Origin of the sequence: Rhizobium sp. NZLR1b, assembly GCF_019685155.1 — a bacterium.
Classification (GTDB): Bacteria; Pseudomonadota; Alphaproteobacteria; order Rhizobiales; family Rhizobiaceae; genus Rhizobium.
In genome coordinates this window covers 111207-124183 of sequence record NZ_JABDWC010000022.1, presented here as the reverse complement: position 1 = coordinate 124183, position 12977 = coordinate 111207, and the positions used below count along the sequence as shown (strand labels likewise).

Genomic DNA, 12977 nt, shown 5'->3' with positions numbered 1-12977 from the left:
CGCCAGCCTCCTGCTCACGCAGCACACCGATGATCTGCTCTTCTGTAAATCTCTGCTTCTTCATTCGTCCGTCCTTCGTAAGGCCGGACTCTAATCAATTCTGGAAGAAATTCGCAGTGGCAGGTCAAAGCCCCTATTGGCAAATCGAATTCCATATCGACGGTCATACCGTTCGAGGCTCTTCAAAGACCAAAAGCAAGAAAGAGGCAGAGGCCCTAGAGCGCCAATGGCGCAAGCAGGCTGTTCTCGACGCCGAGGCCAAGAAGACGGCCGCCAACTCTCCACTCACGCTCAGCATAGCGGCCGCCAGGTATTTTCAGGAGGTGGCCGAAAGCCAACCCTCGGCGCCGGACACGTTTCGCATGCTGGAACGGTTGATCAAGTTCCTCGGCGGCAGCACGCTGATGTCCGCCATCAGCGATGCTCAGGTGTCCGGCTACATCGCCGGCCGGCGGAAAGAGACGCGTTGGGGGAAGAAAAAGTTCAAGGACAAGCGCCCGATGACGCTTGTGTCGCCAGCTACGATCAACCGCGAAGTCGCTGTCCTCAAACGCCTGTTCATGCGCGCGCGCAGAACGTGGAAGATCCTGCTTGCCAATGAGCCGGATTGGAAATCGCATCGCCTGAGCGAGGCGAATGAACGGGTGCGCGAGCTGCACCAGGAAGAGGATGCAGCATTGTTCGACGCCGTGCGGCCGGACTATCAGCCATGGCTGGAGTTTGCGCTGTTGACGGGCATGCGCCTCGACGAGACGCTGATCGTCTGGCCGGAGGTGAACTGGTTTACGCGCAAGATCGTCACGGTGGGCAAGGGCGGCAAACCCGTGATCATCGAGATGTCCGACACTGTCGCTGAGCTGCTGGAATCGCTGAGAGGCCACCACCATCGCTACGTCTTCACCTACGTGGCGAAACGCACCAGCAAGAAGGATGATCGGGTGAGGGGGCAGCGATACCCACTTACCTATGAGGGCTGCAAGACGGAATGGCAGCGCCTCCGCAAGCGCTCCGGCGTCAGCGATCTGCGCTTCCACGACCTGCGCCACGACTTTGCAACCAAGCTCCTGCGCGAGACCGGTAACCTGAAGCTCGTCTCCAAAGCCCTCAACCACTCCGATGTATCAGTGACGGCACGCTATGCGCACGTCATCGATAGCGAGATCCGCGACGCAATGCAGGCCGTCGCAAATTCCCGGAAAAAGTCCCGTACCAAGAAGTCAGATGCGGCCTAAGTTGTCATGAACATTGGGGGAATTCACATTCAGCCCCCAAGCCTTCTAAGCGGGTTGTCGCAGGTTCGATTCCTGCAGGGGTCGCCAACGTTTTCAATGATGTGAAGTCGCCCGCGACCAGCCTGAAGGGCCTGTTCACGGTCGGTCACATTTCGACCGCCGTCTGGCCACCCTCGCGTACTGCGGCCGGACGGGCGCCGCTAGACCGGTGCGGAATTGTTGTTCGAACTGATATCGCAACACGATGAGCGAGGTGCCACCTTGATCACCGGCAACCGTCCGTTCGACGAATGGACGGAGAGCTTGGGATCCGAGAGCCTGACCAGCGCTCTGCTGGACCACATCGCCCGCGACGTCAGCATCCTCGAGATGAACGGCGACAGCTGTCGCCTCACACAAAGCCAGGCCCGAAAGGCCGGCTGACACCCGTCGAAAAATCGCAGCGCGCGGATGAGACCGTCGCTCGGGCTACGCCCTCCCGACGGTCTCATCCGCGCGCCATTGTTAGCACGATCGTTGCGGCGACCGGATGGCCGCCGCAATGGGTATAGTTACAGGATTAGATCGCCTGCCCCCAGGTGGACGAGGCCCTGCAGCTGAATCTCGAAGTCATGAACGCCGTCGCCGTTCAGGTCGGCCTGGATAACGGTATGATCGTTCGCGGATCCGGCCTGGTCGTCATAGTGCCAAGCGAGCGCGCCGGCCTTGTGGTCGAACAAGGCATTCTCCTGTGCCTGGAAATGGAAGGTGCCATCGCCTTGCGCAGAGCCATTCGCATCGATCGCCGAGATGTCGATCTTATCGACGCCGTGCTGGAAGTCGGTGATGACGTCGCGGTTCAAGCCGGACCCGGTTTCCGTCGGTGCCTTCAAGATAAACGTATCCGCGCCGGTGCCACCGGTCATAATGTCCTTCCCGGCACCGCCAATGATGAAATCATTGCCGGCGCCGCCGTCCAGCTTGTCCGCGCCGGCCCCACCATTGAGAACGTTGCCGCCGCCATTGCCGCCGGTCAGCGCGTCGTCGTAGCTTGAGCCAGTCACGTTTTCGATGCTGACGAGCTTGTCACCGGTTGCCTGCCCGCCCGATGCGGCCCAGGTCGTCAAGTTGACGTGGACCGCGTCGGAGCCCGCATAGCTGGCCGTGTCGTTGCCACTACCGCCGTCGAGCACGTCCGCGCCGGCGCCGCCCTTCACCACGTCATTACCGGCGAGAGCCTTGAAGGTTTCGTTGCCGCCGTTGGACTGACCGTTGTGTGGCATGATGTCGTTGCCGTTGGTGCCGAGGTATTCCTTCGTCGACGTGGTCGGAGTTGTCGGTTGCGTCGGCGTGGGTGTTGGCGTCGGCGTGGGGGTTGGCGTCGGCGTCGGCGTGGGGGTTGGCGTCGGCGTGGGGGTTGGCGTTCCCGGTGCCGCGCTGGAGCCCGATTCGTAGGCCCCTATATCGACAGTTCCAACGACACGAGCGTGGCCGTCCAGATCGACCGAGCCGACGCCGTACTTGATGGTTCCGCCGTCGATCGCCGACGAGCCGGAGCCGAGGTGGAAGTTGTCGCTCGCTGCTCCCGCGAATTTCGGGTCGACGCCGAGCTTGTTGCCGTTCGCCGTGCTCGGCATCGCGTTGCCGCCGTCGGTCTTGACCGATGCCTGGCCGGCCGTGCCGTTGTAGGTGATGTTGTTGGCCCAGACGACGTTGTTGTTGGCGCCGCTGGTAGACGTGTTATCGATCGCAGTGTTGTTCTTGTTCACCGATGGGTCGGCAACGGCGATGTTGTTGACCCAGGTGTTGTTGTTCGACGCCGAGTTGCTGAGCTCGCCGCGCCAGGTGCCGGTGTTCGCCGGGTCCTGATTGTTGTGGTACGCGGTGTTGTTCTGCACCGTGACGGAGTCGCTCCAGGTAACCTGGACGCCTTTGCCGCCGTTGTCGTAGACGAGGTTGTTGTCGACCAGGGTCTTGAATGTGTAGTTGGGATGACCGCTCGCCTGCGTGCTCTGGAAATCGTCGATGATGATGCCGTTGCCATCGGTATGCGCGCCCGACTTCGTGACGTTGTCGTGGGAGATGTTATTCCGCACGATCGTCCGGTAGCCGTCCGTCGAGGTATCGCCGGTGATGTTCCGGTTCTCGTAGATCGAGATGCCCGAGTACCAGCCCGACGACGCGTTATTGTAGGTCTCGTTCCCTTCGACGCGGATGAAGTCCGATTGGTTGAACTGAATGCCCGACTCCCCGCTGTCATGGACAGTATTGTTGAGGATTTGGATGTGGTGGACGTTGTTCGCTTCGATGCCGTCGCCGGTGCCGCCCTTGATGTCGAAGCCGTTGATGACCACGTAATTGCCGTTGACACTGATCCCGGTGTAGGAGCCCGCTGGTGGCCGGATTAGTGCTGCGCCGGGCACTTCCGAGCGAAGCGTGATGTTGCCTGCCGCCGAGCCGTCCTTGTCGATGTTAATGCTCTCGTTGTAGGTCCCGGGCTTCACCACGACCTCGTCGCCAGGCTTAAGGTTCGACGCCATCGCGTCGCTGATCGTACGGAAAGGAGAGGAGGTACTGCCGTTACCGCTGTTGCTGCCAGTCGTCGCTACGTAGTATGTTGTCATGGTCTTGTTCCTCAACCCCTGCCCGTTAATATTTTGGGTTAATCCAGCGTTACGGCGGCAGGTTATAGTGTGACAATTTTGAGGGTGCAACAGCAATGCGACAGTAAGTGCTTGAGAAGAATAGCCTTATTGCTGCCACATTATCTTAATCACTCCGATGTTACGTTTTGAAATATTTGCAGAATTTCGAGTCGCCCAAATTGGGGCAATATAAATGTCTCGCTTTCCGAGAATTATTCTTTCTGCAACTACAGCGACATGCGTCCATTGAAAACTTTAAGAAAACCTGATGGCGTGACTGGATTCCTCTCGCCAAAAGCGGAATCGACATTTTTTCTGAATTTAGCAATTTTTTGCAGTGTCACCCTGCTAATTGGTACTGATCGAGATGGTAATTGTGGGCGTGACCGTCGAATCGGCTGCACCTCGAACTTCACAATCAGCCCCCCATCAAACGGATCGGCGATAAGACAATGCCGTCGTTTTCTGAGCCCGATACAGCGATCCCCAGGTACTCGGACGCCGCTGCAGGCATGCCGCAAAGAACCGCCTACTACTCACTCGAGCGGGGCTAAACCACGGCCCAGTCATCCGCAGAGCGGCCGATCTCTTTGGAGCGCCCGTCAACATTGCAGCACGAATCGCAGCGCTTGCATCACCCGGTCAATTGCTCGCCACTCAACCCATTGCCGAAGCGGCTGGCACGAGAGGGATCCGGGTGCGAGACCTCGGAACGGTGGCGCTTAGACCGGTGGCGGGGAAGTCCCTCTCTATATAATCGAGCTTGCTCCGTCGGCCGACCCGGCTTGGATCAATCCGGTGTGCAAGATCCATGCAGCATATTCATTTTATATAAGGGCCGCCCCGCAGGGTCCCTGGTTTGCTCGCCGCGTTGTAAAGAAGCATATCGACGGTCGCAGCAAACCTATGAGTTGCCCCTCGCGGCAGCGGCTCGATCTGGAAACGCATCGGATTTGTGGGCAGGCGTAGTCGATAAGACCCCCGCAATACGGTGGGGTTTATACCTTTGAATTTCTATCGCGGATCTGCGCTGCTCGGATCTTCTCAGCGATCCAAGAAATGCTCGAAGTAAACATGGGGAATGGGGTAAGCGTAGACGCCTCTATCGACGAAGCCGTGCCTGTAGAGGCAGTTTCTGAGCGCTGCGTTGTAAGGCAGGCTTTGTGGATCCGGCGAGCCGCGCCGCCATGAGCCTGCCTCCGGCACGCACCACCGAAGCACCTTGTCGTAGCGAGCCAGCAGGACCGGGTCGGTATCGACGCGAATGCCGCTGTAGGATTGATAGTTTGAAGGAGATTCCGCGGCAGAAATAAAACTCAAGCTAAGCGCAACGCCAACGACCGCCATCAATCTCATTGGATTTCATTCTCCCCTGATCGATAATCGAAGTAATCGAGAAGAACGTTATTGGTTCCAATGCCTTCCGGCAAGGGGACTCATCGGCGGTTGGCCCCGGCTTGCCGACGCTCCAAGAACAGGTGAGCATCCATCGCCAAGCGCCGGCGGTCGGATAGCCGCCGCCGCAACGTGGCGGCAGCTATCGGTCACTGATCAATCGAGGGATCAATCCAGGAGATCGGCCGGTACTTTGCCGCCATTTTCCGAGAGCCGCTTCATCAGCGCCTTGTGCAGCCACATATTCATTTTTGCGGAATCACCGCTGTCGCCGGTATAGCCAAGTTCGGTGGCAAGTTCCTTGCGCTCGGCCAGGCTTGCATCCATCCCGACGGCTTTCATCAAATCCACGATCGAGTGGCGCCAATCGAGTTTCTGGCCGCTCTTTTTCACGGCCGCATCGAGGATAGGGACGATATCGACTGTGGCTGTGGCGGGGGCTGTGGTTGAAGCCGGCTTGCTCTGAGCGGGAGAGGCGGCAGGTGCCGGACTGGGCGCTGCCGACGGCGAGACAGGAGCCTGCGCGGGCTGCGTCTTTGGCGCGCTTGATGCAACGGGTTCGGCTGCTTTCGATTCTCCGAAGATTGCATGTTTGATCTTGTCGAAAATGCCCATTCTTGAACCTCCAGTTCCATTAGATGAGAACATGCTGAAACATGGACTTCCTGCCTGATATATCCAGACGGAAGCGAGTTATTTTTCGTCGCCTCAATCAATGGTGGAGAGTCCAGTTCTAAAGCGCGTCGCGATCTTTCGGATTCGCTGCTTGCGCTCTAGCTCTTTGTTTTTACGTATATCGTTGCCGCAAAACCGCGCACACTTTTGCGCGACATGCTTTAAAGTGCAGCCGATCTGCAAAAGGCTGCGGATGAATCAATCGCCGCCAATCGCATCGAGAGCCGAGCTTTGCTTGCCGGCTCTGAAGGTTCCTTACGCAGCCGGGAAGGAAATACTCGGCCGTCGCTCTAGTCACGGCAAGACATGTTCGCTTTCGGCACAGTCGGGGTTGGTAATTCGTATTTCAATAACCGTGAAAGATCATTGCACGCCGCCGAGCCGACTTGCCGCGCCCTGTCGTGAAACATTCGTCATTCCTTCACGTTGCCTTGCCATGGATGTCCTGCAGGTTGCAGGCGTCCAGACGATCGAAGGTACGCGCGTTCCTCGATTTTCGGTTGCCGGGCAGATCGCTCGGCGAATGGAAACGGAGGAAAACATGACCCATAACCACAATAGACTATCCCTGGCGGTGCTTGCATCCACCTGCGCCCTGCTTGCCATGCCGGCAAGCGATGCACACGCTATCGACGTCGGCGTATCGGTGAATGCAGGCAATGCCGTCAGCGCCGACGTCGGGGCATCGCTTGGCGGCGGCAGCGGCGTCAGTGCCGATGCCAATGCTTCCGTCGGCGGTTCGAGGGGCGTCAATGCCGATGCGACCGCCAATGTCGGCGGCCGTAATGGTCTCGATGCGACCGCCAATGCCAGGCTCGGCGGCGGGCGCGGCGTCAATGCCGATCTCAATGCACGCATCGGCGGTTCCGATGGGCTTGATACCGAGACCACCGCCTCGGTCAGGCGCGGCCGCGGCGTTGATGCCGATCTTGCCGTCGGCAGGGCAGGCGGCAGCAACAGGTCCGCAGCTGGGGAGACCCTCAGTGCATCGCAGGCCCGCACTCTGGAGGCCTTCCGGGCAAGACCGGTCAATGAACAGCGCAAGATGCTGGTCCGTTGCGCTGATATTTCCTCCCCGGGCGGCGTTGCTTCAGGCGGCTCTGATTCCGGTCTTGCCGGCCTCTGTAGCCTGCTGCAGGCGTCAGCCTCGCGCTGAACGTGAAAGACCCGCCAAACCGAAAGGCGAGGCGGGTCTTTGAAAAGTCTCAGCGCCTAAGCTTAATGCAGGATCTGGCTGAGGAACAGTTTGGTGCGTTCGTGCTGCGGATTGTCGAAGAACTCGGCCGGCGAATTCTGCTCGACGATCTGGCCCTGGTCCATGAAGATGACGCGGTTGGCGACCTGGCGGGCAAAGCCCATTTCATGGGTCACGCAGAGCATGGTCATGCCTTCCTCGGCAAGACCCACCATGGTGTCGAGCACTTCCTTGATCATTTCAGGATCGAGCGCCGAGGTCGGCTCGTCGAACAGCATGATCTTCGGGTTCATGCACAGCGACCTGGCGATCGCCACGCGCTGTTGCTGGCCGCCGGAAAGCTGTCCCGGATACTTGTTGGCCTGCTCGGGGATCTTGACGCGCTTCAGAAAGTGCATGGCGACCTCTTCCGCCTGCTTCTTCGGCATTTTGCGCACCCAGATCGGCGCCAAAGTGCAGTTTTCGAGGATCGTCAGGTGCGGGAAGAGGTTGAAGTGCTGGAACACCATGCCGACTTCGCGCCGCACCTCGTCGATCTTTTTCAGGTCGTTGGTGAGTTCCGTGCCGTCGACGATAATGCGGCCCTTCTGATGCTCTTCCAGGCGGTTGATGCAGCGGATCATCGTCGACTTGCCGGAACCCGACGGGCCGGCGATGACGATGCGCTCGCCGCGCATGACCTTGAGGTTGATGTCGCGCAGCACGTGGAAATCGCCGTACCACTTGTTCATATTGACGATATCGACCGCCACTTCCGTTGCGGAAACGGTGAGCTTTTTCGCTGGAGCTTCAGCCATGACTATTTTCCCTCATTCTTATCGTTTGTGGCCGGTATCGAGATGGCGTTCCATGAAGCCTGAATAGCGCGACATGCCGAAGCAGAACAGCCAGAAGACGAAGCCCGCGAAGATCAGACCCGTGATCGGCGTGACGGCGCTCGCCCAGTTGGCATCGGAGAAGTTCTGCTTGACGATACCGAGCAGATCGAACATGCCGATAATGGTGACCAGCGAAGTGTCTTTGAACGTTCCGATGAAGGTGTTCACGATGCTCGGGATCACCAGCTTGATGGCCTGCGGCATGATGATCAGCCGGGTCTTTTGCCAATAGCCGAGGCCAAGCGAATCTGCGCCTTCGAACTGTCCCTTGGGGATCGCCTGAAGGCCGCCGCGGATCACTTCCGCCATATAGGCAGACGTGAAAATTGAAACGCCGATCACCGCCCGCAGGAGTTTGTCCACGTTCCAGCCGGTTGGAAGGAAAAGCGGCAACATCACGCTTGCCATGAACAGAACGGTGATCAGCGGAACGCCTCGAATGACCTCGATGAAAGTAACGCAGAGCATGCGGATGACGGGCATCTTCGAGCGGCGTCCCAGCGCAAGCAGAATGCCGCAGGGTAAGGAAACGGCAATACCGACAAAGGACAGGACGAGCGTGACCATCAACCCGCCCCAGAGCGGAGTCTCCACCACTTCGAGGCCGTACCCCCCGTGAAGAAGCCAGAAGGCGATGATCGGCAGGGCGGCGAACAGAAGAATGGCGTTCAGGCCCTTGCGCGGTGCCGAAGGGATAAGCATCGGAACAAGAAGCAGAATGAAGAGGATCCCGACGATCGCCGGCCTCCAACGCTCACTGAGCGGATAGCGGCCGAAGATAAACTGGTCGTACTTGGCGCTGATGAAGGCCCAGCATGCGCCACTCCAGCCGTCAGGCTGGATGCCGCCCTGGACCGTCGTCGCGCAGAATGTGCGGTCCGGCCCGGACCATACGGCCTGGATGAACAGCCAGTTGACGAGATGCGGCACGGCCCATGCGATCAGCGCAAGAGCCAGGATCGTCAGGACCACGTCCTTCGGGGTAGCAAGGAGATTACGGCGTATCCAGGCGCCGGCGCCCCTTTCTCCGCGCGGAGGCGGCTCGGCGGCCAGGATTGACGTTCTGACGAAGGGTTTATCGGTGATCGACATTTTATCTCTCCACCAGTGCCATCTTGGCATTGAACCAATTCATGAACAGCGACGTGAGAATGCTCAAGCTGAGATAGACGATAGCCCAGATGCAAACGATCTCGATCGCTTGACCGCTCTGGTTGAGGATCGTGCCGCCGACGGCAACAAGATCCGAAAAGCCGATCGCGATGGCGAGTGAGGAGTTCTTGGTCAGGTTCAAATACTGGCTGGTCAGCGGCGGGATGATGATACGCAGTGCCTGCGGTACCACGACAAGTCTCGTCACGCTCGATGGATGCAGCCCCAGCGCGCCGGCTGCCTCGGATTGCCCCTTTGGAACGCCGCGAATGCCGCCGCGGACGATCTCGGCAATGAACGAGGCGGTATAAAAGGACAGAGCGAGAAACAGCGACATGAATTCGGGGCCGACGACGGAGCCGCCCGTCAGGTTGAACTTTCCAGCGACGGGAAAGTCGAAGCTTAGCGGAAAACCTGAGACAACGAAGACCAGCAATGGCAAGCCGACGATCAGCGCGATCGACACCCATACCGTGTGGAACGGCTGGCCGGTTGCCGCCTGGCGCTTATGAGCCCAGCGCGCCATGACGATGGCGACAACAATCCCGATCACCAGGGCGATCCCGACCGCAATCATGCCTGTCTCGAAGATCGGCTTCGGGAAGGCTAGTCCTCTGTTGTTGAGGAACATGCTGAATGGCAGACCCACCGACTCGCGCGGCTGTGGCAAGACGGAGAGTACGCCAAGATACCAGAAAAAGATGACGAGCAGCGGCGGAATGTTGCGGAAGATTTCGACATAGACCGTGCAGAGCTTGGCAATCAGCCAGTTGTGCGACAGCCGGCCGATCCCGATCAGGAAGCCAATGATGGTCGCCGTGAATATGCCGGTCACCGCCACCAGCAAGGTATTCAGAATGCCGACGACAAGTGCGCGCGCATAGGTCGAGTCGCTCGAAAAGCTGATCAGCGACTGGCCGATTTCGAAACCGGCGCGACCGCGAAGAAAGCCGAAGCCCGATGCTGTATTGCTGCGGGCAAGGTTTACGGCCGTGTTGTGGGCCACCCACCACACAAACGCCACGAGGACAACGATTGTCAGAACCTGGAAAAATATGCTCCGGTATTTCGGGTCGTACATTGCCGACCGGAAAGTCCAGCCGGTGCCATGCAAAGGTGTCGTATCCACAGCCCCATGCGTCATGCCGCGCCAATCCCCTTGTGCCCGTTTTCGGGCTTTCTTTTTGCTTTTTGGAAGATGGGAGGGCGGCTTGGCCGCCATCCCGGATTTTATGCCAGAGTTCGATTAACGAACCGGCGGCGCGTACTGGATGCCGCCCTTGTTCCAGAGAGCATTCAAACCGCGTGCGATCTTGAGCGGGCTACCCTGGCCGATGTTGCGCTCGAAGATTTCGCCATAGTTGCCGACGCCCTTGATGACGTTGTAGGCCCACTCATTGGTCAGGCCGAGATCGGTGCCGATCTTGGTATCGGCCTCGCTGCCAAGGAAGCGCTTGATGTCAGGGTTCGGCGAGTTCTTCATCTCGTCGACATTTGCCTGGGTGATGCCGAACTCTTCGGCATTGATCAGCGCATAAGCCGTCCAGGAAACGATATCGAACCACTGATCGTCGCCCTGACGGACGGCCGGGCCAAGCGGCTCCTTCGAGATGATCTCAGGAAGAATGACATGTTCGTCGGGATTCTTCAGCGTAAGACGCAATGAATAGAGACCGGATTGGTCGGTCGTGTAAACGTCGCAACGACCGGAGTCGTAAGCTGCGTTGACCTCAGGAAGATTTTCGAAGACGACCGGATTGTACTGCAGATTGTTCGTCTTGAAGTAATCGGCGAGGTTCAGTTCCGTGGTCGTGCCCGACTGCACGCAGATTGCAGCGCCGGAAAGTTCCAGCGCCGACTTCACGTTCAGGCTCTTGCGCACCATGAAGCCCTGACCGTCATAATAGGTGACAGGACGGAAATTGAAGCCGAGCGCTGTGTCGCGATTGATCGTCCAGGTCGTATTGCGCGAGAGAACGTCGATTTCGCCGGACTGCAGAGCCGTGAAGCGCTCCTTCGCATTTGTCGGCGTGTACTTGACCTTGGTGGGGTCGCCGAAGACGGCCGAAGCTACGGCCTTGCAGAAGTCGACGTCGAAGCCAGCCCAATTGCCGGAAGCGTCAGGTGCGGCAAAGCCGGTAAGGCCGGTATTGACACCGCACTGAACGAAACCTTTAGCCTTTACATCGGTGAGTGTCGTGGCCGAGGCAGCCGAGGCGCCAAGAGCGAAAACTGCTGCGCCAAGAGCGGCGGACAGAAGCTTGTTCTTCATTTTTCCCAACCTTTTCCGTTGTCTTATATTTTCTTGTGGGGGAGTTCCGGCGGAAAAACCTGCCGCCCCCATTGTCTCGACACCCTCCCGGCGCGAGTGCCCTATCACAGTCGCAAATGTCACCATGGTCAAGTGTCGCCATCAATAATTGCGGCAAAATTCGGAATTTTGGCAGATTGCGCCGCATTCGAGGGCGATTGACTATGAAATAGGCGTCCGGTTGCGGAAAAATAACGCGAAATTCGGAAAATCCATCATTCCCGACGGCGCCTGCAACCGGTCGTCTAGGGGTTGACCGGACACGGCGGGGCGTCCAAAAGTCTGGTTTCGTGCCCCTCGCCAAAGGCTATTTACGAGATGAAAGACAAAGACAGCTTGCTGCAGAATGCCGGCATCAACACCCGACTGACCCATATCGGAAACGACCCCTTCGACTATCACGGCTTCGTCAATCCGCCGGTCGTGCACGCCTCGACAGTGTTGTTCCCGAATGCGCGGACGATGGAGACGCGCGCGCAGAAATATACCTACGGAACGCGCGGCACCCCGACGACGGACGCGCTCTGCGAAGCGATCGACGCACTCGAAGGCTCGGCCGGCACGATCCTCGTTCCCTCGGGTCTTGCGGCCGTCACCATTCCGTTCCTGGGTTTCGTCGCTGCCGGCGACCATGCGCTCGTCGTCGATTCGGTCTACGGACCGACGCGCCATTTCTGCGACACGATGTTGAAGCGTCTTGGCGTCGAGGTGGAATATTACGATCCGGCGATCGGCGCCGGCATCGAGGGCCTGTTCCGGCCGAACACCAAGCTCGTTCACACCGAAGCTCCCGGCTCCAACACCTTTGAGATGCAGGATATTCCGGCAATCTCGGCGGTTGCGCACCGCCACGGCGCCGTCGTCATGATGGACAATACCTGGGCGACGCCGCTCTATTTCCGACCGCTCGATCATGGCGTCGACATCTCAGTCCACGCATCGACGAAATATCCGTCCGGCCATTCCGATATCCTGCTCGGAACGGTGTCGGCCAATGCCGAACACTGGGAGCGGCTGAAGGAAGCAAACGGTGTGCTCGGCATCTGCGGCGCACCCGATGACGCCTACCAGATTCTGCGCGGATTGCGTACCATGGGCCTGCGCCTCGAGCGGCACTATGAAAGCGCGCTTGATATTGCAGAATGGCTGGAGGGCAGGGAGGGCGTCGCCCGCGTGCTGCATCCGGCCCTGCCGAGCTTTCCCTCTCACCATCTCTGGAAGCGCGATTTCAAGGGCGCCAGCGGCATCTTTTCCTTCGTGCTTGCCGCGGATGGTCCCGAGAAAGCTAGAGCAAAAGCGCATGCCTTCCTCGATGCGCTGAGGATTTTCGGTCTCGGCTATTCCTGGGGCGGCTATGAGAGCCTCGCTTTGCACGCCTATCTCAACGACCGCAAGGTCGCCAAGGCTCCGACCGACGGTGCGGTCATCCGCCTGCAGATCGGCATCGAGGATGTGGTTGACCTCAAGGCTGATATCGAACGGGGCTTTGCGGCGGCAAGCGCGGTTTGAGCGATA

The 12977-nt window shown here is 58.9% G+C and carries 10 protein-coding genes and 1 pseudogene; 4 read left to right on the top strand and 7 right to left on the bottom strand.

Annotated features, from left to right (window positions below; translation table 11 throughout):
- The first annotated feature begins 362 nt into the window (after window positions 1-362).
- Both HJB84_RS33725 and HJB84_RS26055 read left to right on the top strand, forming a co-directional pair.
- Window positions 363-1232, top strand: coding sequence for a site-specific integrase (locus HJB84_RS33725; RefSeq protein WP_311045005.1), 870 nt, complete (start codon window positions 363-365; stop codon window positions 1230-1232).
- Between the two features lie 204 nt (window positions 1233-1436).
- Window positions 1437-1655: pseudogene (locus HJB84_RS26055) on the top strand (ATP-binding protein); the annotation flags it as partial.
- Window positions 1656-1783: 128 nt separating this feature from the next.
- Here HJB84_RS26055 and HJB84_RS26050 read toward each other — a convergent pair.
- From HJB84_RS26050 to HJB84_RS26035, 3 genes are all read right to left on the bottom strand, one after another.
- Window positions 1784-3835 (bottom strand): choice-of-anchor Q domain-containing protein, encoded by a 2052-nt coding sequence (locus tag HJB84_RS26050; RefSeq protein ID WP_221117287.1) that lies wholly within the window; start codon window positions 3833-3835, stop codon window positions 1784-1786.
- A 1065-nt stretch (window positions 3836-4900) separates the two neighbouring features.
- Window positions 4901-5212 carry a hypothetical protein gene (locus HJB84_RS26040; protein ID WP_207584062.1) on the bottom strand — a complete coding sequence of 104 codons (312 nt, stop codon included), beginning with the start codon at window positions 5210-5212 and terminating at the stop codon, window positions 4901-4903.
- A gap of 207 nt (window positions 5213-5419) precedes the next feature.
- Window positions 5420-5866 carry a DUF3597 domain-containing protein gene (locus HJB84_RS26035; RefSeq protein ID WP_221117286.1) on the bottom strand — a complete coding sequence of 149 codons (447 nt, stop codon included), beginning with the start codon at window positions 5864-5866 and terminating at the stop codon, window positions 5420-5422.
- A gap of 601 nt (window positions 5867-6467) precedes the next feature.
- Here HJB84_RS26035 and HJB84_RS26030 point away from each other — a divergent pair.
- The gene (locus tag HJB84_RS26030) at window positions 6468-7082 is read left to right on the top strand and encodes a hypothetical protein (RefSeq protein ID WP_221117285.1); all 615 of its coding nucleotides are present in this window, start codon (window positions 6468-6470) and stop codon (window positions 7080-7082) included.
- A gap of 62 nt (window positions 7083-7144) precedes the next feature.
- On the opposite strand, the gene HJB84_RS26025 is transcribed toward HJB84_RS26030, so the two are convergent.
- From HJB84_RS26025 to HJB84_RS26010, 4 genes are all read right to left on the bottom strand, one after another.
- Window positions 7145-7918 carry an amino acid ABC transporter ATP-binding protein gene (locus HJB84_RS26025; protein ID WP_003579010.1) on the bottom strand — a complete coding sequence of 258 codons (774 nt, stop codon included), beginning with the start codon at window positions 7916-7918 and terminating at the stop codon, window positions 7145-7147.
- An 18-nt stretch (window positions 7919-7936) separates the two neighbouring features.
- Window positions 7937-9091 carry an amino acid ABC transporter permease gene (locus HJB84_RS26020; protein WP_221117284.1) on the bottom strand — a complete coding sequence of 385 codons (1155 nt, stop codon included), beginning with the start codon at window positions 9089-9091 and terminating at the stop codon, window positions 7937-7939.
- A gap of 1 nt (window position 9092) precedes the next feature.
- The gene (locus tag HJB84_RS26015) at window positions 9093-10295 is read right to left on the bottom strand and encodes an amino acid ABC transporter permease (protein WP_221117283.1); all 1203 of its coding nucleotides are present in this window, start codon (window positions 10293-10295) and stop codon (window positions 9093-9095) included.
- 102 nt (window positions 10296-10397) lie between these two features.
- On the bottom strand, window positions 10398-11423 hold the full coding sequence (locus HJB84_RS26010) for an amino acid ABC transporter substrate-binding protein (protein ID WP_207584067.1): 1026 nt from the start codon (window positions 11421-11423) through the stop codon (window positions 10398-10400).
- A gap of 357 nt (window positions 11424-11780) precedes the next feature.
- Between HJB84_RS26010 and HJB84_RS26005 the strand changes: the two genes are divergently transcribed.
- Window positions 11781-12971 (top strand): cystathionine beta-lyase, encoded by a 1191-nt coding sequence (locus tag HJB84_RS26005; protein WP_221117282.1) that lies wholly within the window; start codon window positions 11781-11783, stop codon window positions 12969-12971.
- Window positions 12972-12977 lie beyond the last annotated feature (6 nt).